Annotated in this window: 29 protein-coding genes and 1 pseudogene; 11 read left to right on the top strand and 19 right to left on the bottom strand. The window is 29.0% G+C overall.

Going from position 1 to position 25,832, the window contains the following annotated elements; translation table 11 throughout:
- Nucleotides 1-18 precede the first annotated feature (18 nt).
- From OB7_RS07045 to OB7_RS06955, 19 genes and pseudogenes are all read right to left on the bottom strand, one after another.
- Entirely contained in the window at nucleotides 19-1,383 is a 1,365-nt protein-coding gene (locus tag OB7_RS07045) for an MATE family efflux transporter (protein WP_114702865.1), read from the bottom strand.
- A complete protein-coding gene (locus OB7_RS07040) occupies nucleotides 1,358-2,002 on the bottom strand; it encodes a CatB-related O-acetyltransferase (protein WP_114702864.1) in 645 nt (214 codons plus the stop codon). The genes OB7_RS07045 and OB7_RS07040 overlap by 26 nt, the downstream gene beginning before the upstream one ends.
- On the bottom strand, nucleotides 1,999-3,063 hold the full coding sequence (gene rfbB, locus OB7_RS07035) for a dTDP-glucose 4,6-dehydratase (protein WP_114702863.1): 1,065 nt from the start codon (nucleotides 3,061-3,063) through the stop codon (nucleotides 1,999-2,001). The genes OB7_RS07040 and rfbB overlap by 4 nt, the downstream gene beginning before the upstream one ends.
- Nucleotides 3,064-3,921 (bottom strand): dTDP-4-dehydrorhamnose reductase, encoded by an 858-nt coding sequence (gene rfbD / locus OB7_RS07030; RefSeq protein ID WP_114702862.1) that lies wholly within the window; start codon nucleotides 3,919-3,921, stop codon nucleotides 3,064-3,066.
- Nucleotides 3,922-3,941: 20 nt separating this feature from the next.
- Complete coding sequence (rfbC, locus tag OB7_RS07025; RefSeq protein ID WP_114702861.1) at nucleotides 3,942-4,523, bottom strand: dTDP-4-dehydrorhamnose 3,5-epimerase; 582 nt, start codon at nucleotides 4,521-4,523, stop codon at nucleotides 3,942-3,944.
- 4 nt (nucleotides 4,524-4,527) lie between these two features.
- A complete protein-coding gene (gene rfbA, locus OB7_RS07020) occupies nucleotides 4,528-5,424 on the bottom strand; it encodes a glucose-1-phosphate thymidylyltransferase RfbA (protein WP_114702860.1) in 897 nt (298 codons plus the stop codon).
- A gap of 4 nt (nucleotides 5,425-5,428) precedes the next feature.
- A complete protein-coding gene (locus OB7_RS07015) occupies nucleotides 5,429-6,382 on the bottom strand; it encodes a glycosyltransferase (protein ID WP_114702859.1) in 954 nt (317 codons plus the stop codon).
- Between the two features lie 191 nt (nucleotides 6,383-6,573).
- Entirely contained in the window at nucleotides 6,574-6,786 is a 213-nt protein-coding gene (locus OB7_RS09845) for a hypothetical protein (protein ID WP_170128448.1), read from the bottom strand.
- 150 nt (nucleotides 6,787-6,936) lie between these two features.
- Nucleotides 6,937-7,062, bottom strand: coding sequence for a transposase (locus OB7_RS10225; protein ID WP_428843309.1), 126 nt, complete (start codon nucleotides 7,060-7,062; stop codon nucleotides 6,937-6,939).
- A 131-nt stretch (nucleotides 7,063-7,193) separates the two neighbouring features.
- Entirely contained in the window at nucleotides 7,194-8,216 is a 1,023-nt protein-coding gene (locus OB7_RS07005; RefSeq protein ID WP_170128450.1) for a glycosyltransferase, read from the bottom strand.
- 24 nt (nucleotides 8,217-8,240) lie between these two features.
- Nucleotides 8,241-9,413, bottom strand: a complete 1,173-nt coding sequence (locus tag OB7_RS07000) for a nucleotide sugar dehydrogenase (protein WP_012579858.1) — start codon at nucleotides 9,411-9,413, stop codon at nucleotides 8,241-8,243.
- Between the two features lie 37 nt (nucleotides 9,414-9,450).
- Complete coding sequence (locus OB7_RS06995) at nucleotides 9,451-10,545, bottom strand: glycosyltransferase (RefSeq protein WP_012579859.1); 1,095 nt, start codon at nucleotides 10,543-10,545, stop codon at nucleotides 9,451-9,453.
- Between the two features lie 33 nt (nucleotides 10,546-10,578).
- On the bottom strand, nucleotides 10,579-11,763 hold the full coding sequence (locus OB7_RS06990; RefSeq protein WP_114702857.1) for an O-antigen polymerase: 1,185 nt from the start codon (nucleotides 11,761-11,763) through the stop codon (nucleotides 10,579-10,581).
- Between the two features lie 55 nt (nucleotides 11,764-11,818).
- Entirely contained in the window at nucleotides 11,819-12,946 is a 1,128-nt protein-coding gene (locus OB7_RS06985) for a glycosyltransferase (protein WP_012579861.1), read from the bottom strand.
- A 158-nt stretch (nucleotides 12,947-13,104) separates the two neighbouring features.
- Nucleotides 13,105-13,937, bottom strand: a pseudogene (locus tag OB7_RS06980) (transposase).
- Nucleotides 13,938-14,220: 283 nt separating this feature from the next.
- Nucleotides 14,221-14,463 carry a hypothetical protein gene (locus tag OB7_RS06975; RefSeq protein ID WP_249031049.1) on the bottom strand — a complete coding sequence of 81 codons (243 nt, stop codon included), beginning with the start codon at nucleotides 14,461-14,463 and terminating at the stop codon, nucleotides 14,221-14,223.
- A 791-nt stretch (nucleotides 14,464-15,254) separates the two neighbouring features.
- Nucleotides 15,255-16,499, bottom strand: a complete 1,245-nt coding sequence (locus OB7_RS06965) for a sugar transferase (protein ID WP_114702855.1) — start codon at nucleotides 16,497-16,499, stop codon at nucleotides 15,255-15,257.
- Between the two features lie 386 nt (nucleotides 16,500-16,885).
- Nucleotides 16,886-17,329 carry an RNase H family protein gene (locus tag OB7_RS06960; RefSeq protein WP_004100732.1) on the bottom strand — a complete coding sequence of 148 codons (444 nt, stop codon included), beginning with the start codon at nucleotides 17,327-17,329 and terminating at the stop codon, nucleotides 16,886-16,888.
- Nucleotides 17,330-17,401: 72 nt separating this feature from the next.
- Nucleotides 17,402-17,755, bottom strand: coding sequence for a zinc ribbon domain-containing protein (locus tag OB7_RS06955; protein WP_004100737.1), 354 nt, complete (start codon nucleotides 17,753-17,755; stop codon nucleotides 17,402-17,404).
- 384 nt (nucleotides 17,756-18,139) lie between these two features.
- Between OB7_RS06955 and OB7_RS06950 the strand changes: the two genes are divergently transcribed.
- From OB7_RS06950 to OB7_RS06900, 11 genes are all read left to right on the top strand, one after another.
- Nucleotides 18,140-18,331 carry a DUF1659 domain-containing protein gene (locus tag OB7_RS06950; RefSeq protein WP_004100739.1) on the top strand — a complete coding sequence of 64 codons (192 nt, stop codon included), beginning with the start codon at nucleotides 18,140-18,142 and terminating at the stop codon, nucleotides 18,329-18,331.
- A 33-nt stretch (nucleotides 18,332-18,364) separates the two neighbouring features.
- On the top strand, nucleotides 18,365-18,577 hold the full coding sequence (locus tag OB7_RS06945) for a DUF2922 family protein (RefSeq protein WP_004100746.1): 213 nt from the start codon (nucleotides 18,365-18,367) through the stop codon (nucleotides 18,575-18,577).
- Nucleotides 18,578-18,587: 10 nt separating this feature from the next.
- Nucleotides 18,588-18,779: a hypothetical protein gene (locus OB7_RS06940; RefSeq protein WP_012579868.1), complete on the top strand. Its 192-nt coding sequence runs from the start codon at nucleotides 18,588-18,590 to the stop codon at nucleotides 18,777-18,779.
- Between the two features lie 93 nt (nucleotides 18,780-18,872).
- Complete coding sequence (locus OB7_RS06935) at nucleotides 18,873-19,202, top strand: sigma factor (protein ID WP_004100752.1); 330 nt, start codon at nucleotides 18,873-18,875, stop codon at nucleotides 19,200-19,202.
- A gap of 47 nt (nucleotides 19,203-19,249) precedes the next feature.
- Complete coding sequence (locus OB7_RS06930) at nucleotides 19,250-20,305, top strand: mannose-1-phosphate guanylyltransferase (RefSeq protein ID WP_249031048.1); 1,056 nt, start codon at nucleotides 19,250-19,252, stop codon at nucleotides 20,303-20,305.
- A 57-nt stretch (nucleotides 20,306-20,362) separates the two neighbouring features.
- A complete protein-coding gene (locus tag OB7_RS06925; protein WP_004100757.1) occupies nucleotides 20,363-21,259 on the top strand; it encodes a DHH family phosphoesterase in 897 nt (298 codons plus the stop codon).
- A gap of 5 nt (nucleotides 21,260-21,264) precedes the next feature.
- Nucleotides 21,265-22,065, top strand: a complete 801-nt coding sequence (locus OB7_RS06920; protein WP_004100759.1) for a PHP domain-containing protein — start codon at nucleotides 21,265-21,267, stop codon at nucleotides 22,063-22,065.
- Between the two features lie 85 nt (nucleotides 22,066-22,150).
- Nucleotides 22,151-23,632, top strand: coding sequence for a UDP-N-acetylmuramoyl-L-alanyl-D-glutamate--2,6-diaminopimelate ligase (locus OB7_RS06915; protein ID WP_114702853.1), 1,482 nt, complete (start codon nucleotides 22,151-22,153; stop codon nucleotides 23,630-23,632).
- The gene (locus OB7_RS06910; RefSeq protein WP_004100762.1) at nucleotides 23,629-23,979 is read left to right on the top strand and encodes a beta clamp domain-containing protein; all 351 of its coding nucleotides are present in this window, start codon (nucleotides 23,629-23,631) and stop codon (nucleotides 23,977-23,979) included. Before OB7_RS06915 ends, OB7_RS06910 begins: the two co-directional genes overlap by 4 nt.
- Before the next feature lie 12 nt (nucleotides 23,980-23,991).
- A complete protein-coding gene (mraY, locus tag OB7_RS06905) occupies nucleotides 23,992-24,858 on the top strand; it encodes a phospho-N-acetylmuramoyl-pentapeptide-transferase (RefSeq protein WP_004100763.1) in 867 nt (288 codons plus the stop codon).
- 4 nt (nucleotides 24,859-24,862) lie between these two features.
- Nucleotides 24,863-25,708, top strand: a complete 846-nt coding sequence (locus OB7_RS06900; RefSeq protein WP_114702852.1) for a glycosyltransferase family 4 protein — start codon at nucleotides 24,863-24,865, stop codon at nucleotides 25,706-25,708.
- Nucleotides 25,709-25,832 lie beyond the last annotated feature (124 nt).

The raw sequence follows: 25,832 nt of genomic DNA, 5'->3' as shown, positions 1-25,832 counted from the left end.
ACACAATACTTGATATTTTTATTTTCTTAAAATCTTTTTTGCCAATTCAACAAACTCCTTTTTATAAAATGCAAATACTAAAACACTTACTCCTATTCCAAAAACAATAGTTCCTTTAACCAAATCTAGGTATAATGTCGAAACAAGAAATAATGGTAAATATAAACTCAAAAACATTATTTCCTTTTTATTTGTTTCTAAACCTTTAAAATCTTTAGATGACCAAAAAAACCAAACATAAAATCCTATAGTTGTAGCCAAAGCAATAGATTGATTGCTTTTATTTACTATCACAGCAATTAAATTTAAAACAAATGAGATTATAACCATAAATAAAACTGTCCAGAAATATTTTCTTTCCTGTTTATTTACTTTATATAAGTTAATATATAAAGCATTAATAACTCCAATTGCTGGAAAACCTGCAAAAAGAATGGATATTACATTTAAGGAAGGAATATATTTTTCTAAAAAAACTCTTACTATAAAACCTAAAATAAAATATCCAAAAGAAGCAAAACTACCAATGATAAGTAAATACTTTTTGATTTCTCTAACTAAATTTTCTGTATAACCTCTTGCTAAATAAGGGTAAAAAGTCATTGCAATAGAAGATATCATTAAATTTATTATTCCCATCATGGAAATAGCAAATGAATAATACGCAAAATTTTCTATAGCCAATAAAAACTTTACAAACCATCTATCTAAACTATAAAACAGTGTGTTACTCAAATTTCCTAATAATATAAAAAAACCAACTCTAAAATTATATTTAATCTCGCTCTTATCAACTGTAAACCCAGTAATTCCATACTTTTTAATAAATAATATTTCTAAAATTATATAAAGTAAAAAATAAGAAATAACATAATTTAGGGAAAACACATAGCCAGAATAATTTTTCAAAACGAATATAAGAAAGATATTACTCATCAAAATATATAACATTTCGAAATAACGTATAAATGAATAAAGTTTAAATTCTCCAAAACTTTGAAAAAGTACCCTAAAACTTCCATTTATACAAAATGGTAATATACTAAGAGATAATAACATTAGCATTTTGTTTTTTAAAATAATCGACAAAAAAAACATTAAAAAAGTTTCGACGATTAAAAACATGTTTAAAAAAATATGTTCAAACTTTAAAATTTTTATATTAATTTCGTTTATTTTCTTACCTCCATATTTAATATACATACCATCTAGAAAACCTAATGGGTAGATCCCTAAATATGAAGCGTACAAAGTAAATGTCTTAAAAATTGTATAATCTTCAATGTTCAAAAATTTTGGAATTAAAAAACCATTAACAATACCTATCACTAAAGACAAAAAATTAACAAGAAAAACCCTAATAATATCTTTCTTGATTTTCATCTTTATCACCTATTAATTTCATTAATAGCTCAAAATCTAAATTTTTATACAATAAATCAACATTATTTTCGACAAAACTTTTGTCCAATAACTTAAGTAAGTCTACATTTAAAAGTTTCTGTATGATTTCATCTTTAAATCTATATTTAACTATCTTAGCTGGATTACCTGCAACTATAGCATAAGGAGGAACATCTTTAACTACGACACTTCTTGCTGCAATAATAGCCCCTTTCCCAATTTTAACCCCAGATAATATCATTGAATCCATACCAATCCATACATCATCTTCTACTATTATTGGTCCTTTTGACCACGCTTCCGTCTTTTCACCTAAAAATTTTACCTTGAAAGGATATGTTGAAAAAGTGTCTATTGTGTGATTGCCACCCAAAATAAATTTAACACCAGAGGCTATAGAAACAAAATTCCCTATTTCTAATCTTTCATTTTTTGCACCCCATGAATATACTTCAAGCGGGCCATACGAATAATATCCAACTTTAACGATATCTATGGGAAACAAATTTACTGGATTAGTTTCATTATGCTTATTTTTTTCTCTCCATTTTTTCTTAAAACTGTATAGTTTTATATAATTTAATAATTTCCCTATCATTTTCTACCTCCATAATTTTTCTCATAAAACTCTAAATATTCACCAGATATTACTTTCTCCATCCACTCTACATTATTCAAATACCACTCGACAGTCATTCCTATTCCTTCATCAAACATTACTTCTGGTTCCCAACCAAGTTCCTCTTTTATCTTTGTTGGATCTATTGCATATCTTCTATCGTGCCCTGGCCTGTCTTTTACATGTTTTATCAATCCTTCATTTATGTTCTCATCTTTTGTCTTTTCTCTCAATATCTCTATTATCTTCTTTACAATATAAATATTTTCTTTTTCGTTATGTCCACCTATGTTGTATACTTCCCCAACTTTTCCTTTTTCATATACCATGTCTATTGCTCTACAATGGTCTTTTACATATAACCAATCTCTTATTTGCTTTCCATCTCCATATACTGGAAGTTCTTTGTGGTTTAGCGCGTTCCATATCATTAGTGGTATCAATTTCTCTGGAAATTGATAAGGTCCATAGTTATTAGAACATCTTGTTATATTAATTGGCATCTTATATGTATCATGGTAGGCTTTAACTAATAAATCAGCTGAGGCTTTACTTGCTGAATATGGACTGTGTGGGTCAAGTGGTGTCTTTTCTGTAAAATATCCAGTTGGACCTAGCGAGCCATATACTTCATCTGTTGAGATCTGTAAAAATTTCTTTTTTTCTTTCCATCTTCCATCTTTGTACCAATATTTTTTTGCTACATCAAGTAATGATTGTGTTCCAAGTACATTTGTTTTCAAAAAGATTTGTGGATCATATATTGACCTATCTACATGGCTTTCCGCTGCAAAGTTTATTACTCCATCTATGTCATATTCCTCAAATATGTATTCCAAAAGTTCTTTGTTGTTTATATCGCCTTTAATAAACTTGAATCTTTTTCTTTGCTCATAAGTTAATTTTTCAAGGTTTTCAAGATTTCCAGCATATGTAAGTTTGTCAAGACCTATTATTTTTCTAACTTTATATTTTTCAAGGTAGTAATATACAAAATTACTTCCTATAAATCCTGCACACCCTGTAACTAGTATTGTCATTTATATTTCACCCCTTGCTTTAAGAAACTCTATGTACTCTTTTGTTACTTCTTTCCAATCACGCATTACTTTTCCAGTAGTCTCATAATATCCAAAGTTATCAAGAATTGATAACTTTGGCCTTTTTGCAGGAAGATTAAAATCTTCTTGTTTTGCCTTTAATAATTTACCTTTCCATTTAATTTCATTAAGAATAAATTCTACCCATTCATATCTTGAACATGTTGTATTGGTTATATGGTATATTCCATACGCTTTAAGTTTTATTAATTCGTAAGTGGCTTCGGCAAGGTCTAGGGCATATGTTGGAGCGCTTACTTCATCCTCTACTATTCTTAATTCACTATTTTTCTTACTCCATTCAATAACTTTTTTAACAAAATTCACAGGTCCATCTCCAAATACCCAACTTGTCCTTATCAAATACCATTTTTTAGCTATTGTTATAAGAAATCTTTCTCCTAAAACTTTACTTTCACCATATTTATTTATTGGATTTGGTGTATCGTATATAGTATATGGTTGTCCTTTTTCTCCTGAGAAAACATAGTCAGTTGAATAGTGAACAATTTCAGCATCTATTTCATTCGCGGCTATTGAAAGGTTTCTTACAGCAAGACCATTAACTAAATATGCACTTTTCCAATCTTGCTCTGCTTTATCTACCTGATTATATGCTGCACAATTGATTATATGCGTAATATCTTTAAATCGTTTTACAAAAGACAATACTTGTTCCAAATTGGTTATATCTAGTTCCTTTATATCAGTTGCTATATATTCTACATTTTCATTTTTAAATAACTCTTGAAAAGCTTTTCCAAGTTGTCCACTTGCACCCGTAAGTAAAACTTTCATATTATCCACCTACTATTATATTATACATTCCAAATATTTGAATTGATAAATTCTTTGAATGTTTTCAATTTTTTATCTTTCTCAGAAATTATCAACTCATTTTCATTAATTCCATATTTTTCTAATTGCCAGTCTATTTTCAACGTTTCATCATTCCAGATTATTCCACTATCTGATTTTGGATCATAGTATTCATCTACTTTGTAAATTACTTCCGCCTCATCGGAAACAACTAAAAAGCCGTGTGCAAAATATTTTGGTATAAAAAACATCAGTCTGTTTTCTTCGGATAATTCAACAGAAAAATACTTCCCAAATGTCGGAGAATTTTTTCTTAAATCAACTGCTATATCAATTATTTTCCCACGAATACATCTAACTAACTTTGATTGAACATTTTCAATTTGGAAATGTAAACCTCTTAAAACCCCTTTTTTACTTTTCGAATGATTGTCTTGTACAAAATTACAATTTATTCCTATTTCTTCAAATTCCTTTTTATTCCAACTTTCCATGAAAAAGCCTCTTGAATCCCCAAATACTGTTGGTTCAATTATATATAATCCTTGAATTGGCGTATCTACTCTTTTAAATTTTCCCATATACTCACTCCTGATTCTTTGAATATATTATTTTTCCTTCTGCTACTTTTCTAAGGTATTTTCCATATTGAGACTTTCCATATTTATCTATTGCTTTGTAAAGCTTCTCTGTCGTTATCCAACCATTTAAGTAAGCTATTTCTTCAGGTGAAGCAATTATTATCCCCTGCCTTTTTTCTATTGCTCTTACAAATTCTGTTGCTTCAAAAAGTGACTCAACTGTTCCTGTATCAAACCAAGCATATCCTCTTCCCATTACTTTAACATCCAACAAACCTTTTTCAAGGTATATTTTGTTTAAATCCGTAATTTCAAGTTCATTTCTCCAGGATGGTTTTAATGATTTTGCATATTCTGAAACACCTGCCGGATAAAAATACAAACCTGTTACTGCGTAATTAGACTTAGGCTGCTTTGGTTTTTCTTCTAAAGAAACTGCTCTAAAGTTTTCATCAAATTCAACAACACCATATCTTTCTGGATCATCGACATAGTATGCAAAAACCGTTGCATGTTCTGTGTTTGCATTTGCATCTTTTAATAACTTAGTTAAATTGTGACCGTAGAATATATTATCACCAAGTATCATAGCAGAAGGATTTGTACCTATAAATCTTTCTCCAATTATAAATGCTTCTGCAAGACCATTTGGTTGTGGTTGCTCTGCATACTCAAAAGATACACCGAATTGAGAACCATCTCCAAGTAATTCTTTAAATTTTGGTAAGTCATGTGGAGTAGAAATTATAAGAATCTCTCTAATACCTGCAAGCATAAATATACTTAGTGGGTAAAATATCATTGGTTTGTCGTACACAGGTAATAATTGTTTGCTTGTTGTAAGAGTTAATGGATAAAGCCTTGTCCCTGAACCACCTGCAAGAATTATTCCTTTGCGCATTTTATCACCTTCTTTTCAAATATTTTAAAGTATTCTTGATACTTTTTTTTATAGGGTTTAGAATAAAAAAGGAATAATATCTCCCCATCTTCACTAAAAATAATCTAATCTTTCCATATTTCCTATACTCTTTAAAATAATAAAGATCAGAGTTTAGTTGCAGTAAAAATCTTTTCTTTTCCCCATATTCAATGGTTGAAACCCCGTGAAGATGTTTTACATAAACATCATTTCTATATGCTGTTTTTTTCCCTATTAACTTTAGTTTCTCGGATAAAATTGGTTCTTCTGCATACAAGAAGGTGCTTTCATCAAAAAAGCCAATTTCCTTCATACAATCCAATTTTATTAACATAAAACACCCCATCAATCTGTATGGATATACTACTTCATTTTTACTAATCTTTTTTTCATAAAGTATTGTAAACAATTTATGAAAGGGATAGATAAAAAAATAAAAAATAGGGTACAAAAACTCACTAAAAACATTTGGTCTGGAAAAAGGGCCTTGCCTTTTTCCGTTTGGTCCTATTACCCTCGGTCCAACGACACAAATATCTTCGTTACTAAGAATAACATGTAAAAGTTTTTCCATGACTGCTTCTTCTAATATAACATCATTATTAGCAACCACTGCATACTTATATCCTAAAAAATCTGCAAGCTTTAATCCAAAATTATTTCCCTTAGCATAACCATAATTTTTATTTAAATTATAAAGAATAACTTCTACGTTTTTATTTTCATTTTTTTCTAAAATTTCATCGCCTTCATTTAAAATTCTCCAATTATTTTTTTTTGCATAATTGATTAGTTTTTCTTTCTCACTAACTTCAGAGCCGTTATCTATTATTATAAAATCTGTTTTATTTTTCTCTATTTCTTGAATGTTTTCAAAAGTTTTAATAGTCATTTCAGGTTTATTCCAATTTAATATTATAGTCACAATTTCTTTCAAAAAACCACTCCTTCCTAGAAAATTTTTAAAATAAGATTTTAAATTTCCATTTTTATTTGTTTCTTAATAAAAAGTAACTTTTAAAATAGTTAATTAATCTAATTATCTTAAGATATGCAGAAAGTATGTCTATTAATATTGTTAACTGCTACCCTAGTAAAATATATGCAATCTCTGCATTTAGCATTCTTTCATTCATACCTCTCTTCTTTATCTTCTATCATAACTTCTGCATGGTCCACTTCTCTATTATTTCCTATCTCAAAATCTAATAATACTTTTGCTTCATATAATATATGAAGTCTCTTTTTCTTTACTCTAATTTCACTGCTATCAATAACTAGTAATGCGCTTAAAAGTCCTTTTAATTTCTTGCTTAATTTATATTTTGATAATCTTTTCAATCTATTATACTATTAATAAACTTACTATTTCACTCCAGAATGAATGAGTGTTTTTTAAGCAGAATAATAATAGCTTGTTTACCAATAATTTGTTCAAGCTCTTGTATCTTCCTTTGATATTGTGCTACTTGAGAAGAATTGGAAGAATTTTCAAGTGCAGACTTTGCACCAACACTTATCTCTCCACTTGTAATACTGCACTTGAGAAATACCGTGCTCTCTACAAATTTCAGCTATAGCTTTTTGACCTCTTAATTCTTCAAGAACAACTACAATTTTAATTCATGCAGAAAACTTTCTTCGCATACCTTTTCTACATGAAAAATTTTACTCTCCATTTTTTCTGTCCAATTCTCCAGGGAGACAGAATAAAAGGTTTAAAATTCAATACAAAATTTATATTTAAACTAGCTTATAAAACAAATAAACTTATTCAAAAAAAGTTCCCAATCGTTATTTGAAACATACTCAAAAGCTTCTTCTCCTAATTTCAATAATTCTATTTTACTTTTTAATTTTAAATTTTCAACGATTTCTATTAATTGTTTTTTATTATTATACAAAAAAACAAAGCTTTTATCTTCAAAATCATTAAACATTCCCACTTTATTAGCAATTACTGGTGTTTTCATAGAAAAAGATAAAAAAGCTGCTCCAGAATGTAAAAAAGTAATATCATTATAATTTAATGCTAAAACATCTATTTCTGAAAAAACTTTTGGAACTTCCTCCTTTTCATAAAACTTAAAATGAAAATAAATATTTTTATAATTACCATACTTTCTTAAAAGATTTCTTTTATATTCCTCATCTACAGAACCAAAAACATGAAACTCAACATTTTTTATATCCTTTATAGTATCAATAAGAAACTCTACATTCTTATATTTAGAAACGGTACCAAAAAAACCAACTTTTAAAATATTATTTTTCATCATTTTTTTTAAGTTGTTAACATCAAAATTTCTAATGTAAGAACCATGAGGAGCCTCAATTAAAATAGCTTTTGTTCTATAATTTTTCAATAGATAATTTTTAGCATATTTGGAATGTAAAATTATAAAATCTGAATTTTTAATAATAAAATTCATTGTTACCTGAGCTCTTTTTAACACTTTTTTATTCCCAATATTTTCAATTACTTTATGCGGAAGTTTGTTATGAAAAGTCCAAATGATTTTTTTCCTTTTAAACTTTTTTACGTAAAAAATAAAAAGTCTAAGTACAAAATATTTAAACCAACTATCAATTGACAAATTCTCTATCCAATTTAAATACAAATAATCATATTTTTTTAGTAGAACATCAGTCTTTTTATTATAGTTAACTATTTCAAATTCTTCAGATAAGCACTCTTTTAAATTTAAAATATAATCATTACCAACATAAGGCTTAGGAATTAATAAAATCCTTTTTTTCTTTTTGCTCATATCAAATTCCTCCATGTCTATAAATCAATCCCTTTCAAACAAATCTCTTGTATAAACTTTTTCTTTTACAATTTTTAACTCTTCATATAACCTGTTTGCAACTATTAAATCACTTACGCTAATAAACTTCTCGAAATCTCTTTCTACTTTTATACTTTTAAAGTTGTCTTCTTTTATTATGGGTTCATAAATTATCATATTTACTCCTTTTTCTTTTAAATAATCAATAACATCCAGAATTGATGAATGTCTAAAATTATCCGAATCTTTTTTCATTGCTAGCCTATATATTCCAACTAGTTTAGGCTTTTTACTTGCTATCATCTCAGCAATATGTTTTTTCCTTATTGTATTTGATTCAACTATTGCTCTTATTAAAATATGAGGAACTCCATTCCCTAAGTAATCTGCTAATATCTGTTTTGTATCTTTTGGCAAACAATAACCACCATAACCAAATGATGGATTATTATAGAAATCACCGATTCTTGGATCAGAACACACTCCTTTTATTATTTCAAGTGTATTTAATCCCTTTATTTCAGCAAATGTATCTAGTTCATTAAAAAATGCTACTCTCATAGCTAGATATGTATTAGCAAATAATTTGACAGCTTCTGCTTCTGTTGAATCCATTAAAAAGACGGGGACATCTTTCTTAATAGCTCCTTCAAGTAAAAGTCTTGCTATTTTTTCGCCTTTTTCTGTTTTATCTCCAACAACTATTCTTGAAGGATATAAATTATCATATAATGCTTTTCCCTCTCGTAAAAATTCCGGAGAAAAGATTATCCTATCTGTATTGAATTCTCTTCTTTTTCTTTCGGTATAGCCAATTGGTATTGTTGACTTGATTACGATTAAAGCTTTTTCATTTACCTTCAAAACATCTTCTATTACCTCATCAACTGAAGAAGTATCAAAATAGTTTGTTTCAGGATTATAATCAGTAGGTGTTGCTATAAAAATCATTTCTGCATTTTTGTATGCTAATTCTTTATCAGTTGTTGCTGTAAGATTTAAATTTTTATGTTTTAAATACTCGATTATTTCTTTATCCTTAATAGGAGAAATCTTATTGTTTATTTTTTTAACTTTATCTTCTGAAATATCTAAGCCAATTACTTCTTGATTTTGAGATATTAATACAGCTATTGATAATCCTACATATCCTAATCCTACTACCGAGATTTTCATAGATAAATCCCTCCTAAGTTTTAAGACATAAAATATTTTAAATAAGATCTAATACATTTTTCAACCCTTTTTGCCAAGACAATTCTTTCATAGCAAACTGCCTCATTTCTAATGGATAATCAAAATTCTCACAGTACTTATAAAAATCTATTATTTCAAAAATATCAATATTCTCATCATTTGATTCAATTCTTTTCATAAACTTAAAATCCTCTGAAAATGCTATTTCATTAACTGACGTAAAAAATGGAATACCTCTTGCACAGTATTCAGATGCTTTTAAAGTACTAATATTATTAGAATTTGTTCTATGTCGCCCGAGAGCCCCAACTGCTATATGAGCCATGTCAAAAAACGCATCAAGCTTTTCTCCTTTTAATACTCCCAAAAATTCTACATTATCAATTAAACCTAATTTCTTTACCATTTTTTCTAATTTTTTTCTTTCATGGCCCTCACCTATAATGAAAAATTTAACATTATAAGTTTCGTTTTTCTTTTTAAAGTCATAAATTCCTTTTATAACCCTATCATATCCTTGCCAAAAAGTTAAAGAACTTACACCTATTAAATAAAAATCCCTTTCTAATTTTTGCTTCTTTTTTAACCGAAATTTTTCTGGATGAATACCATTAAATATCCTAATTATTGGCTTACCAAAAATATTATCAACATTATACGAAGTTGAAACAATATAATCCGATAGAAAAATTTCACTTTTAAAAAAAAGGCTATTTAAATACCACCTTATCTTATTTTTCAAGGAAATTATTTCCTTATCAAAGGGAAAAACAGGAATTTCAAGAAAAATCTTTACTTTATTTTTATTTAAAATCTTTTGAATGATTAGAGAAATTGGGTCACCTAAAGAAAATCTTATATATGCAAATTCAAACTTGTTTTTCTTTAATAAATCTTCTATAACTTTAATAATATTAACATTATTAATTTTTCTCTTATAAACCAATTTATTTTCACAATACTCTGAAAAAATTATTTTTCCACCAAAGTTATAAACTAAAATTACATTCCCTTTTAAAGATAATGTTTTCGAAATTTCCAAAACCTTATGATAAACACCAATATGTTTTTTTAAATCTGTTCTAATAAATACTAGTCCCTTTTTTTTCATAGTTACCATCCTCACCTGAAAGTTTTAAAAATTCTAAAAACTCTTAATACAATTACGCTTTCTAGAGAAAATATCTATAATAAAAACCACAAAAATATAATATATATACTTTGACTTTGTAAATTGCCAAGAAAAAAACATCATAAGATTACAATATAACAAATAAGTTAATAAGAAGGAATTCAAAAGTCCACTTTCTTTCTTTAAGTAGAAATTTTTAATTAATAAAAGTAAATATGGAAAATATATAAATGGATAAAAAATATTGAAAATTGAGTACAACATGCTAAAACCAGTATAGGTATTATAACTATCATTTAATGAATAACCATAGATCCCCCAAATTTCAAACTTAAAATTCAGATTAAATTCCCTTGGTATAAACAACCTCAACGGATTAACAAATTGAAATGGGCGAGTTTCAATATTATAAAAATAATTATAAACACTAGAAAAAAAGTAGTTATAAATACCAGCAACACCATTTCCTCTCACAAAGATAAAAAATAACACTATAGCAATAAACAAAAATATTAAAACAATTATATATCGAGTAATAAAATCTTTTATCGTTTTTAAATCATCATTAACTACATAAGAAAATATTATAGGATACAAAAAAGTATCAAAAATAGTAAATTTTATTCCATGAAAAAAAGAAATAAAAATCAACAAAATATTTATAATTTTCGAATATTTTATTCTTTTCTGAAATAAGTATCTATAATAAACACTTAAAATAATAGCAACAACATTTAAAAAATAAAGATAATTAATTAAGGTGCTTCTTCCAAATTGTTGCTCATATAGCCTCGAAGATACAACAAGAAAGTTTATATTAACTCCACTTATAGCTATAGAAAACGCTAAAATCGAAAGAATTGCTAAAAAATAATACATAAGTTTTAATTTAAACTTACTATATTTCAAGCTCCTAGCAGGTAAAAAAGAAAAAACAAACTTTACTTTTTCTTGAAAATAATAACCCCAAAGTATTCCAAAGATAAACAGCAGAAAAAAAATCAAAAAACTCCATGACATTTTTGGTTTATCGTAAATAAAAATCCATTTTCTATTTATTTCACTATTATAAAAAACATAAGAAAAAGTAAACTGAGACAAAATTAATATTACTGATATGGAAAAAATCTTTTTTGAATACTTATCTAATGAATATACGAAATATGATATAATTAAAAGAATTATTAAATAGGACATTTAAAAATCCTCCTAAGAAATAAAAATTACTCATTGTTTCTAATTTAAAATAATACTAACTAAGATCTCTATCTAACATAAATTCATTATAAATCGATACATATTTAACTAAGAACTCTTTATAATAATTTTCTTTATTACTTTCTAAATTAATATTTTTATCTAATAGATCTAAAACGATTTTTGACAAACAATAATCATCATTACTAACAAAATCTTCTTCTATCATTTCGCTTACACAACCTACATCAGTACTAACGATTGGAATACCATTTCCCCGGGCTTCAAGGATCACAAGTGGAGCTCCTTCGCTGTCAGAAGTTAACAAAAAAAGATCAAAGTCAGTCATTAAATCAGGGGCGTCATTCCTAAAAGGCAAAAAATACACTCGTTCTCTAAGTATTGGGTACTTACTTAGATAATTTTGAACAATTTTTCCATAAAAATCATTGACAATGCTTTCACCAATCCAAACAAATACAACATCACTCCTAACGTTTATAATTTTTTTAGCTATCTCCAAAAATCTTATAGGATTTTTTGGAGGATCAAGTCTTGCTACATTGCCTATAATTTTGACATTGTCCGGTAGACTTAGTTCTTTCCTTAGTTTTCCTTTTTGAACATTTTCAATTGGCAATATCGCATTTGGTATTATAACATACTGGTGTGGTTTCCCAATTTTATATTTCTCTGCTTTTTGTTTTTCTCTATTGCAAAGAAATACGAGATAATCTGAATACTTTGCAGCAATGCGCTCTGCTAAGATTAAAAATTTTTTCTTAAACCCTTTATATTGTTCTATTCCCCAAAAACCATGATATGTGTAAATAACTTTTTTTACACCACATCTTTTAGCTGCTATTCTTCCTAACACACCAGCTTTCGAAGAATGAATATGGACTATATCATAATTACCATTTTTGATCAGCTTTTTAAGTTCAAAATAAGCTTTCAAATCTTTTATAGGGTTAATCTCTCGGACAAGGTTCTCTAACACATAATATCTTATGCCTATTTTTTCCAATTCTTTAAACAACATTCCATTTTCTTTTCCAGCGGCAACTTCTACTTCAAATTGATCGGAGTAATTAGATTTTAATCCACTAACAATATTGTACAAGACTTTTTGAACTCCAGTCCAATCTGAACGAGTAACTATGTGTAAGATTTTTTTTCTCATCTTGTCCTCCTCCTCAAAGAAATATTTCCGTTTAGCCTCCTGAAATACCATATTTTCTTTTGAAAGATTCCTACTTCACTTTCTCTCTTCCAAAAAAGTTTATCTCTATCTTAATAATTTTGTTTTTTCTGTAATGCACCCCGAAAAATTGGTAAAAATCAAAAAACTTTTGTGTAGTTTAAGTATTCTACGTATACCTCTCGTGGGCTTCTGTATTTCAATGCACTGTGTGGATATCTACTATTGTAAAATTTCTCGTATTTCTTTGTTTTTACTACTAACTCTGAATAACTCATTTCTTCAACCGGCCATACTACTTCTTCTTTATACGTCCTAAAATACCTTTCTATATTTGCATTCCCACGTTCATTGTTGTAACTTGTAAATATTTGCTGTATTCCTAATACCTTACATTCTTCCATAAATCTCCTGCTTGTAGGCTGACTACCATTATCACTTGAGACTTATTTGTGAGCCAAGTACTTCCCTTGTATACCAGTCTATTACTGCTATGTAATTTACCATCTATAGCACAAATACGTCTATATCCCCAATGTGCATGTTCCTGCTTTAACTTTTGTATGATCAAACACTTTCATCATTTTTCTTTCTCATGTATTTTCTTGGTTTGTAATAATACGTACTTTTACTTATTTTCAAATACCTTACAGCTTCAGATATACTGAATCCTTTTTCAATTAATAAACTTACTGTTTTCCTCCAGGATGAATGACTGTTTTTTTAGGCTGAATAACAATAGCTTGTTTACCAATAATTTGTTCAAGCTCTTGTATCTTTCTTTAATATTGTGTTACTTGAGAAGAAATGGAAGAATTTTCAAGTGCAGAATTTGCACCAATACTTATCTCTCCACTTGTAATACTGCCCTTGAGAAATACCGTGCTCTCTACAAATTTCAGCTATAGCTTTTTGCCCTCTTAATTCTTCAAGAACAACTACAATTTTCTTCAGCAGAAAACTTTTTCTTCATACCTTTTACTCCCCCTCCTACATAATTATACTCTCTCTTTTTTCTCTGTCCAATCCTTCAGGGGAGCAGTATATTTCTCTTTAATGAATTAATTTTTTAGCTTTATTTCTTCATCAATTAATTTTCCAACTACTTCCCTACCATTTTCCTCTCAAACTAAACCTCTTATGTCCACCAGGATCTTTTACCGTCCTTACATTCCTTCGTCCTATTTGAGGTATAGTAAGTTTTCTTGTTCTCGTATCCTGGATTTTCTCCTTATGGAGGAAAACTCCCTTCTCACCTATGCATAAACTTTCTCTGGTTCGTACTTTATCTTACTTTTTGCTAGTTTAAATACTATCCTTATCATTTTCAGCCCCATTGCTATTAACGCTTGCACTACTTTTAATGGATTCTTTTCTCTTCTCCTCAGTTTTTCATACTTTTCTCTCATTTCATGATTATGTTTTAATGTTGTTTTTGCCTTCAGTGTTAAATACGATGGACATATTCCTATTCTTAGTATAATAGACGTCTTTGACAAATCAATTGTTGGTGTATGGTAATTACATCAAAGCTAAAGATTTTATCACTACACCAAAAAAGCTATCAAGTACAGAAAAGTAAATCCAGAAAACTTAATTATTAGAACAGACAATGGGCCACAATTTAAAGCTAAAATAACATCAGCATTTATGAACGAGTTGAATATTACGCATGAATTTGGATACAAAAATAATCCTCACTCTCAAGCATATATCAAATCATTTCATTCATCAGTGTAATATGAATTTGTTGACTCTATTGAATTTGATTATATAGAAGATGTATATAACTACTATGTTTCATACATCTATTCTTACAACAACCTAAGACCCCATGTTTCATTAAAATATTTAACCCCAAAATTTATATGTAATCACTTTTCATCAGCGAATGAAGAGAGAATAAAAGATTTAGAAATAAGTTTAGAAAAACTTACAGTAAGTGTGAAAAAATGAGTTTTACTTATTTTTTCCAATTCCCTGGGGTAGACCGATTTCTTAGATACATTCTTTCAGACTTATCAAAGACAAGATTAGATTTTTTGTTGAACAATTTTTGTGATAAAATAATATTGAAGAAAATATTTTTTCAGGAACTACACTCCCTTAAATATAGTTATTTTTAGCACAAAAATAATTTATCAGGTTCAGTTTTTTTATGATATAGTTTAACCTATTTTTACTTTGACCATGGTCTTAAATCAATAGAAGCTAAGAACAAAATAATAAAAATAAAAAATATTCAAAATCCTTTTAACCTAACTAAATTCATGATTTACAAAAATAAATTTTATCTTGCCCCTCTTTTCCAAAAAATAGCTTCAAGTGTTTGCAAAATAATCTGTAAATCAAGAAAAATATTTCTATTTTTTATATAATATAAATCATACTCCGTTTTTTTCTTGTACTCCTCTAAAGTTGAAGAATGCTTATAATTAAGCTGAGCCCATCCTGTAAGTCCTGGTTTAAGTAAAAGTCTGTATGTATAATATGGAATATTTCCTTTCATCATTTCATGATATTCAATCATTTCCGGTCTTGGGCCAACAAGGCTCATTTTGCCTTTTAATACTAACAAGAATTGAAGTGACTCATCTATTCTTGTTTTTCTAATTATTTTTCCTATTTTCAAAGCTCTTTTCTCTATATCCTTATTTGGTGAATTTTTATCAATTCTTGTATTTTTTAAGGATCTCAACTTTATAAATTCAAATAATCTTTCATTTTTACCGACTCTTTCTTGCTTAAACACAACAGGTCTACCATCTTCAATAAGTATAGCTATAGCAGCTATTAACATAAAAGGAGAAAAGACTATTAACCCTATAATAGAACCAAAAATATCTAACAATCTCTTTGCAGGTGATTCACTTACATTCCTAAAAGATATTTTATAATACTCTTCAAATTTTTCAACCACTTTAATAGGTATTCTCTTTAATACTTTTTCAACTAAATTCGGCAAATACTCCACTTTATAGGTATTACTCAAAATTTCTAGATCATCCTTTACATACTCTTCAAGTTCTAAATCACACACAAGAACCCTATCAGCTGTTTTTACCTTTTCCTTAAGCACAGCAGGAGATGGGTTAATAAAATCAACAAATTTTATCTTACCTTTTGATTTTTCTTCAATTTCTTTTAAAATATCATAAAATTCTTCTTTTCTACCAATAACAAGATATTTTTTCACTGGTGTTTTTACAAGTGCAAACTTGTAAAGCACAAAGTGAATAATTGGAAGTAAGGTTATAGACATAAGAAACGAAGAAATAAAGAAGAATTTTGAGATATGAAAATTAAAAGGAAGGTTAAATATCAAAATAATAGCAATACCAAAAAAGTATGCAACTATTATTCTTAAAAAATGGTCGTTTTTTACTTCTATATTTTCATATACCCTAAATGCAAATAAAGAAATTACTAGAAAAAAAGAAGAAAATATTGAAAATAACACTGAGTTTGTAGTTAAAAATGAAACTATAAAAAAACTAACAAAATCTATAGTAAACAAAGCTCGAGAAATACTCACAATATTCCCCTCTTTCTTTTTTTATTTAAGTATTTACCTTACCACGAGTCATCAACTTACCATTTAGAGTATAACACTATCCAAATTAAGATTCAACATTTTTTAGTCTAAATCAACCTTGACTGCAAGTAATATTATAGCACAAACAAAATTATTTAAATAATATATTTTCAAAAAATTAACATTATCGTTCAAGACATCATGTTTCTATTTTTTCCATTCTAAAAAAGTAAGAATGAAACCGAAATCCAATATAAATCTCTGATTTTACTATTTTTTCAAAAACTATCTTCAAACAAGAGATTTTTGTTTATTATTTTTATAAATTACAACAAAATCTTTTTATCTTTATAACCCAATTTCAACTCATTTAATCCTTTCTTATTTTATCTTTTATAATACTTACTTTTCTTCAACTTTTTTATCAAATACTCTTCCACACTTTTTCTAGACATTTCATCAACATAGTTGTTAAATCTATCATTTTTATGAGCCTTTACCTTTACAAAGCTTACTTGCAAGTTTTGACAAAACTGTCTCAGCTTTCTTGCATACGAATTAATATACGGATTTTTTGTATTTCTATACGAAGATGCAAGCATTGGAATTTCGTTATAATCATGTATTATAGTAACCTCTTTTACTCCAAGGTTATTACAATACTCCAATGCTTTAATAACCCCCAATAACTCTGCAATAATGGAATTTCCCCTCTTTATTTCCATTGCATCTTTATACGTAAACTTTATTTCTTCATCTTCAACTACGCAAAATGAAAAACCTGCTATTCTTAAATCATCGTAATAGGATCCATCTACGTATATTCGCATGCATTTGTCCCTCCTCATCAACTTGTTCCTTTTATTAAACGAATCTGTATTTCAAAATCTGACATTTTAAAATTAATACCCTAAATCATCTAAATATTGTCCAAGTTCATTTTCATCTTCGAAATCTGTTCCAAGTTCTGAGTTCCAAAATTCTAACATATCTGGATAATCTTCCACTGGTTCATTATCCTCTTCATAATATTCATAGCTATCGTATTCATAGTAATCTTCATCATCTTCTCCAATTTCCCTTTCCCAATAAAAATACCAACCACAATCAAAGCATACCTTAGCATAATCTGGCATATATTTTCCGCACCTTGGACACCTTTTATTATAAAAAACCCATCCACATTCTGGACAATAGTCCTCATTATTTTTAACTTCGATTCCACACCTAGGACATTCTTTCCAGCCTTGGTACACAATAATCCCTCCATTCCTACAAATCGAAAAGATTATATCATATAATGTTCAATTTAAAATTTAGGAAACTATTTTTTATTGTAAATTTAAACTAAATTTACAATATAACTCTTTAAATTACGTATTTCTAAGAAAAATCTCAATAACGCTCAAACATAAATACTATATTTTCGATATTCTTTTATCTTTAAGAAGCATTAACAAAAGATCAATCACAAAAATTTTATAACTTTCCACATAAATTCTTGACAGTCAATATATACATGTTACAATTTATATACATATGTATACATTTAGTAAATTACCTCCTTTTCACGTAGATATATATAAGTGAAGGCGGCCGCCTGGAAATGAAAAACAAAAACTTTGAAGGGGGTTAAAACAATGAAAAAACTATCTATAAAATGGAATGTTGGAACTGATGAAAATGGCGAGCCTATACTAAAAACACAGTCATTAAATGTTCAAGACAGTGTCGATGCTCAAAAAGCTCTTTCAATCGCTCAAACAATAGAAAAGTACACAAATTATTCACTTTATTCAGCACAATTAGTTACATATACACCAGTAATGTAAGTAAAATAAAAAAATTTAAGGGGGTAGGGATATATGAAAAGACTTACACTTGTTTTTAGAAATCAAGAAGAAGGTAAAGCGTTCAGAGTAAATGTTCAAAATCCTGTTGAAAATATAGATACAGCTGCGCTTCAAACAGACGCACAAGTTTTAATAGACAACGGTCTTGTCCCAGAAGGTTATGTTTTTGACGAGGCAAGAGTTCTTGAATCAAACACAAATGTTTTAATAGACATATTAAAGTAAGGTGAGCTGTATGATATGGTCAATTGTAAAACTCTTTATGAGTCTAGTCGAGCGACCCGGTGACGGTGAAAAAAAGAAAAAAGAAGTAATAGAACTTGTAGATAGTATATTTGATTATCTACACGTAGATATAGACAGAGAAGATTTAGAACTAGTGCTTTCACCTGCAATAGATTATCTTGCAAACATTTTGTTTAAGTAAAGTTTTGAGGGGAAGGCACACGCCTTCTCCTCTTTATTTTTGTCTGTTATGTATACATTTGTTAATTTTTATGTGTATAAGGGGGAATGTATCTTGGATATATACAAAACATACAAAGATGATGTCAAAAATATAGCTGGAAGGTATTACAAGGCATATAAATACAAAATTTTATCTTTTGAAGATTTAGAGCAAACCATATGGTATATATTAATGTGCGCGCTTTCAAAATTTGATGGTCGCGGAGATCAAAGAAATTTTGTATTGCACTTTATAAAACAAAAGCTCATATCAATCCTGAAAAATAATCGAAGACCACCGTATTGTACAGATAGTCCATTTACATGTCTATGCTTTGACTACTTTTCTGCAGATGATGAAAATTCAAAATACTATAAAGAAATCCACGGAGAGTATGAATGAATAATGGTATAATTAAAAGTGTTAAAAAAGCAAAGGGAGGAAAAAGCATGAAAAACTACGCCCTTATAATGGCAGGAGGAAAAGGAGAAAGATTTTGGCCGTATTCAACCGATGAAAAACCTAAGCAATTTTTAAATCTTTTCAATGAAAAAACCATGATCCAGTTAACAGTTGAAAGGCTCAAAAGTATCATACCAATTGAAAATACCTTTGTTGTCACAGGACAAATCTATGTTGATTTGGTAAAAGAGCAGCTTCCAACTCTTCCTGAGGAAAATATTATAATCGAGCCTGCTGGAAGAAATACAGCACCATGTATTGCACTGTCTGCATTTTATATAAAAGAAAAACTTGGCGATGTAAATCTTGCAGTTCTTCCCGCAGATCACCTTGTAGAAGATGTAAAAAACTTTCAAAAAGCACTAACCAATGCTTTTGAATTTATAAACAAAAATAAAAACGCTATAGTAACACTTGGTATAAAACCAGATAGACCAGAAACAGGTTATGGCTATATTAAATATCAAAGCAAAGACAATTTAAACATAAACGAATCTGTATTAAAAGTTGAACGATTTGTTGAAAAGCCAAGCCTTGAGGTTGCAAAAAAATACTTAAGTGAGGGAAATTACCTTTGGAACGCAGGAATATTTGTCTGGAATACAGGGACTATCCTTGAAAACACAAAAAAGTTTCTTCCAAATACGTATAACATCTTAGAAGAAATTTTTAAATATTCCGGAAAAGAATATTTGAAAATACTTGGGGAGTTATACCCAAAGGTAGACAAAATTTCCGTTGACTATGGAATAATGGAACATGCAAAAGATATATATGTCATTCCATCTGAATTTGGATGGGACGATGTAGGAAGCTGGACTTCCGTTGAAAGACACAGCAAAAAGGATGAAAACGGAAATGTTATAAACGAAAACACATACTATTTTGATTCAAAAGCAAATATTGTAAAAAGCAAAAAGATAACAATTTTAAACGATGTTGAAAACCTAGTCGTTATAGAAACAGACGATTACCTTATAATCTCAAGTAAAGAAAGTATTCAAAAAATAAGAGAAATAAAAAACAAAATAAGTAAAAAGTAGATTCCGGCGGCTTTGAAGTTCAAAGCCGCATTTTTTTAGTGGTATAATCTAAATGATATGGAACATATAAGTTTTAAAGAGTTATTAAACCTAAAAGGCAAAAAAATTCTTCACACAACACATGTAAAATCTGACTGTGATGGAATTGCCTCTATCTACTGGGGACTATCCATTTTTGGAGGGAGCTACTTTATACCCCCATACGAGCTTAGAAGTGCTGCAGGATTAATTGAAATGCTCAATTTAAAAAACAGTACCGACAGTATAGATGATTTTGACATAATCTTTATATACGACACAGAAAAAAGACAAGACCTTCCTTTTAAGATTAATAAACCATATGTTATATTCGACCATCACCATAAAAGAGATGGAGAGTTTGTTGAAAATGCACTTTTCTGCTATATCGAGCCTTCCAGTGCAAACGTTATTAACCTTTACAATCTTTCAATAAAAGAAAATCTACCACTCAATGATGAGATTCTTTTTTCTTTTGCTGTTGCACTATATACAGATACAGCAATGTTTAGAACTGCAAGGGAAGGTGAGTTTTTCTACTTTTCAAAGTTTTTAAAAAATAGACGTTTTGAAGATATCTTAGATGTGGTATACTACAAAGATATAGACAAAAGTTCTTTTTTAAAAACAATTAAAAAGGCAAAGTTTTACAATATAAATGGATTAAATGTATGTGTGTTAAAATTTAAAGATAACGATCAATTCTATGGTTTTGTAGATGGCCTTTTTAACATCTTAAACTTAGATGTCCTTATTGGAATTCTAAAAGAAGGTATAAAAATACATGTGAAAAAACGATATGTTCAAAAAATATACCACATGCTTTTTGTACCAATACAAAAAAAGCTAAACATAGAAAGAGTGCAAGGAATATGGATGAATTTTTTTGACTACAAAATTCTTTTAAAGGCGCTTGAAGATTACAAAGGAGGTTGAATTAGTTGCTAGTAGACTTTCACATGCACTCAACAGCATCAGATGGAACGTTTAATCCAAATGAGCTTGTAACACTAGTAAAAGAAAGAAAAATTGAATGTTTCTCACTAACTGACCATGATACTATAGATGGAGTAAAACAAATCAAAGAAAAAAACTTTATCCCAGGTGTTGAGATAAGTATTGAGCATCCTACAACTCTTCATATTCTAGGTTATGGTTTTGATATAAATAACGAAAAATTTAATAAAGTTCTTGATCAATTAAAACAATACAGATACGAAAGAAACGTAAAGATGGTTGAAAAGGCTAATGCACTTGGATTTGATATAACTCTTGAAGAGTTATTAGAAGAGGCAAACGGTACCCTAATTGGACGTCCACACTTTGCCTCGCTTTTATTGAAAAAAGGATACGTTAAAGATAGAAAAGAGGCATTTGAAAAATACCTCAAACGAGGAATGCCGCTGTATGAAGATAAAAAAAGGTTAGACCTTGAAAATGCAATTGAAATAATTACTCAGGCAGGTGGAATTGCTGTATTTGCACACCCATATCAAACAAGTGAAGATGAAGATGAAATTGAAAAGCTACTTAAAAAAATGGTTGATTTAGGACTAAAAGGTATAGAAGTATATTATTCAAAGCATACAAAAGGTATGATCGAAACATATGAAAAACTAGCTAAAAAGTACAACCTTGTAAAAACGGCAGGTTCAGATTTCCACGGTCAAAATACACCGGATATAGAACTTGGAATAGAAGTGAGAAGAGAAAATATAAAAGAATTTTTATCACTTTTTTAATTTTACCTGCCTAAAATATTGAATTTTTTAATGTTTTGTTATATAATTTTTAAAAAGAACCCTTTTAAAAGGGAGTGATTTATTTTTGAAAATCAAGGATATTTTAAGAGAATTAAATTCTTTAATTCTTAAGGTAAACTGCGATGAAGAGCTCGAATTTAATTATATCTCTTCAAACTCAAAAGATATTCAAGAAAACACCCTTTTTATTTGCAGAAAAGGGACTAGTTTTGATTCGCACAATATTGTAGATGACCTCTACAAAGAAGGTGCAAACGTTTTTGTTGTAGAAAGAGAAATAAGAAAATATCCTTACATACAAGTTGTTGATTCAAGAATTGCTGAATCAATAATTGCAAGTATGTTTTACAACAAACCATACGAAAAACTTATCACATTTGGTGTTACGGGAACCAATGGAAAAACAACTTCAGTGCATTTGTTCCATCACATCATGCACAACTTTGGAATAAAGGGAAGTATAAGTGGTACAGTGGTAAATGATATAATGGGTGATAAATTTTACCATCCAAACACAACGCCAAGTGCTATTGAAATAATGAGAAATATGCATAAAACCCTTGAAAATGGTGGAAAATACTATGGAATGGAAGTTTCATCCCATGCTCTTTCACAGTATAGAGTGGAAAGCATACGCTACGATATTGTAGGTATAACAAACATAACAAGGGATCATCTTGATTTTCATGAAACTTTTGAAAACTACAAAAAGGCCAAATTTCATATCTTAAACCTTTTAAAACCAAATGGAATTGCAGTGGTAAATCATGAGCTTTTGCAAGAAGTTAAAAACAAAAACAAAAATATAAAACTTGTTAGCTTTGGAGTAGACAGTTCATCAGATTACGTTATACATGAAATTACAACCAATTGGTCTGGTACATTCTTCAAGTTAGACACTCCATACGGTGAAAAGAAAGTCGCATCACAATTAATTGGAGAGTACAATGCATTTAATATTACATTGGTAGTAGCTGCTCTTGCTGAAATAGGCTACGATATAGATGAGGTAATTGCATCTGTTGCAACATTCCGTGGAGTTGACGGTAGATTTGAAATCATACCTGAGGCAAAGAAACTTGGAATAGAAATAGTTGTTGATTTTGCCCATACTCCCGATGCACTTGAAAAGGTAATACTCTCGCTTAGAAAACTTACAAAAGGAAGACTTATTACCGTCTTTGGAGCGGGGGGGCAATCTGATATAGGGAAAAGGCCAATGATGGGAGAAGTAGTATCAAAATACTCAGATATAACCATTATTACAACTGATGATCCAAGGGGTGAAGATCCTTTAAAGATAATTAAAGATGTTGAGGCTGGTCTTGTTCCAGGAAGTTTAAGCCTTTCCATTGAAGACAGAAAAGAAGCTATTGATACTGCTATCACACTTGCAAACAGAGGAGATGTAATATTAATTGCAGGAAGAGGGCATGAACCATATCAAGTATTTGATGAAAATCACAAAGTACCATTTAAAGATAGGGATGTTGCAATAGATATTATCTTTCAAAAAATAAATAAAGGGGAAAAGACATTCAAATGATTACATTTGAAAAGATAAACATAGAACTTCTTAAAAGATTTTTAGGAGATTCAATAAATTTAAATGTTTCCCAAAAGGGAAACAAATTTTTTTGTGATAGCAGCAAAACATGTAGCATAGTCAAAAAAGATGATGCTATAGTAATTGAGCTTGAAGAAGAAAAATATCTTATCTCAAAAAGCTCTGGAAACTACTACCTTTTAGATTATAAATCTGCCGATAATTTTCATAGGTATATTTTTAACATAGATGGTGAGAAAGCTTTATTTGTATTTAAAAAAGCACTAAATGAGGAAGAAATTCTACACCTTCTTTTGTCCATATTTTTCATAGAAAAAATACTCTAAGGAGCTGGTGACGTGTATATACTAAACTTTATAATTACAGCTATACTAATATACTACTACATAAAACTTATGAAAAAAATTAGAGTTGGCCAATATATAAGAGAAGAAGGTCCTGACCTTCATAACTACAAGAGTGGAACACCTACTGCAGCGGGTATTGTATTTATATCAACCGCAAGTATCTTTTTACTACTTGCTAAAGCACCTACTATTTTCGTACTCTCCCTTATTCTTTTTGGCTTTATTGGCTTTATAGACGACATATCAAGTATACTTAAAAAAAATGCTCTAGGCCTTAGAGCATATCAAAAATCTCTGCTTCAGGTAATTTTTTCCTTGCTTTTAATCTCCTTTACAAATGTAAGGCCAATATTTGGTATTGAAGTTTCAAAGACTACGTATTATATCTTTTGGACATTCGTTATAGTTGGCGCATCAAATGCGGTAAATCTAACAGATGGACTTGATGGTCTTGCAGGATGGGTTTGGATAACCTCGATGGTTCCGCTCATGGTCTTTATCAAAGACTACAGCGTGCTTATCATAATATCTTCCGTTCTTGCGTTTTTACTCTTTAACTCACGCCCTGCATCTATATTTATGGGTGATACAGGCTCACTTGCACTCGGTGCATTTCTTGCAACATATGCAATGTATTATAACATAGAAACACAACTTGTATTTTCCTCATCTATCTTTATAGTAGAAACACTTAGTGTTATAATCCAGGTATTTTCTTTTAAAGTATTCAAAAAGAGGGTATTTAAAATGTCGCCCATACATCACCACTTTGAACTTTTGGGGTGGAAAGAAGAAAAGATTGTTGGAGTCTTTTCGGCAATTAATCTCTTAATTTCTTTATCTATACTAAGATGGTGAAAATTTGAAACTACTTGCATATTTTCTTATAACACTCGTGATATACTACATTTCAAAAAAGTATAATATATTGCTTGACTATCCTACAGAGAGAAAAAACCACCACAAACCTACACCTCAAGTAGGTGGAGTTATATTATTTACAATTCTCCTTTTCTTTTTCGATTATCCCTTTTTAGTGCTTTTTTCTCTCCTGCTTTTTGGAATGCTAGATGACATGTTCAAGCTTTCATACAAACAAAAGTTTGTATTTGAAATAGTTATAGCTATATATATAGTGTATAGATACAAGTTAACACTATTTGGAATACATAATATATTCACAGATATTTTTGCAACACTTTGGATAGTTGCATTTTTTAACGGACTTAATATGATAGACGGGCTTAATGGCCTTTCAACCGGTGTGTCAATAATATACCTTTCAATGCTTTCTCAATTTGAACTTGCACTTTCTTACCTTCCAATATACATCTTCAACTTTTTTGGAAAACTTTTCATGGGAGAAAGCGGAATATTAATTACAGGGTTTATACTTCTTTCTTCGGCAGTATCATTAGAAAATGATATGGTATACCTAACTATCTTTTTTGGGTACCCATTCTATGAAGTGGTAGCAAGCTTTATTAGAAGAGTCATTTCAAAAGAAAATCCTTTTCTTGCAGACAGAAAGCACCTTCACCATATATTTCCCCAAAAAATGGGAAATCTCTTTTTACCATTTTCCTACCTACTTACCTTTCTATTTGCAAGTCTTCCTAAAAGTTATATGAGCATACTATACTATCTATCAATCTCCATTATTCTCTTTTTAATCCACTTCAGCCTCATTAAAAAACTAAATAATTAAGTGATATAATTATCTTGAAATAGTTAAAAATTGATGAGGTGAAAATGTGAAAGGTCTGCCCATTGGTCTTCAAGACTTTTCTGATATTGTCAATAACAATATGATTTATGTTGATAAAACTAAG

Origin of the sequence: Thermosipho africanus Ob7, assembly GCF_003351105.1 — a bacterium.
Classification (GTDB): Bacteria; Thermotogota; Thermotogae; order Thermotogales; family Fervidobacteriaceae; genus Thermosipho; species Thermosipho africanus.
The sequence above is the reverse complement of the archived record's forward strand: the minus strand, read 5'-3'. Positions and strand labels throughout refer to the sequence as shown.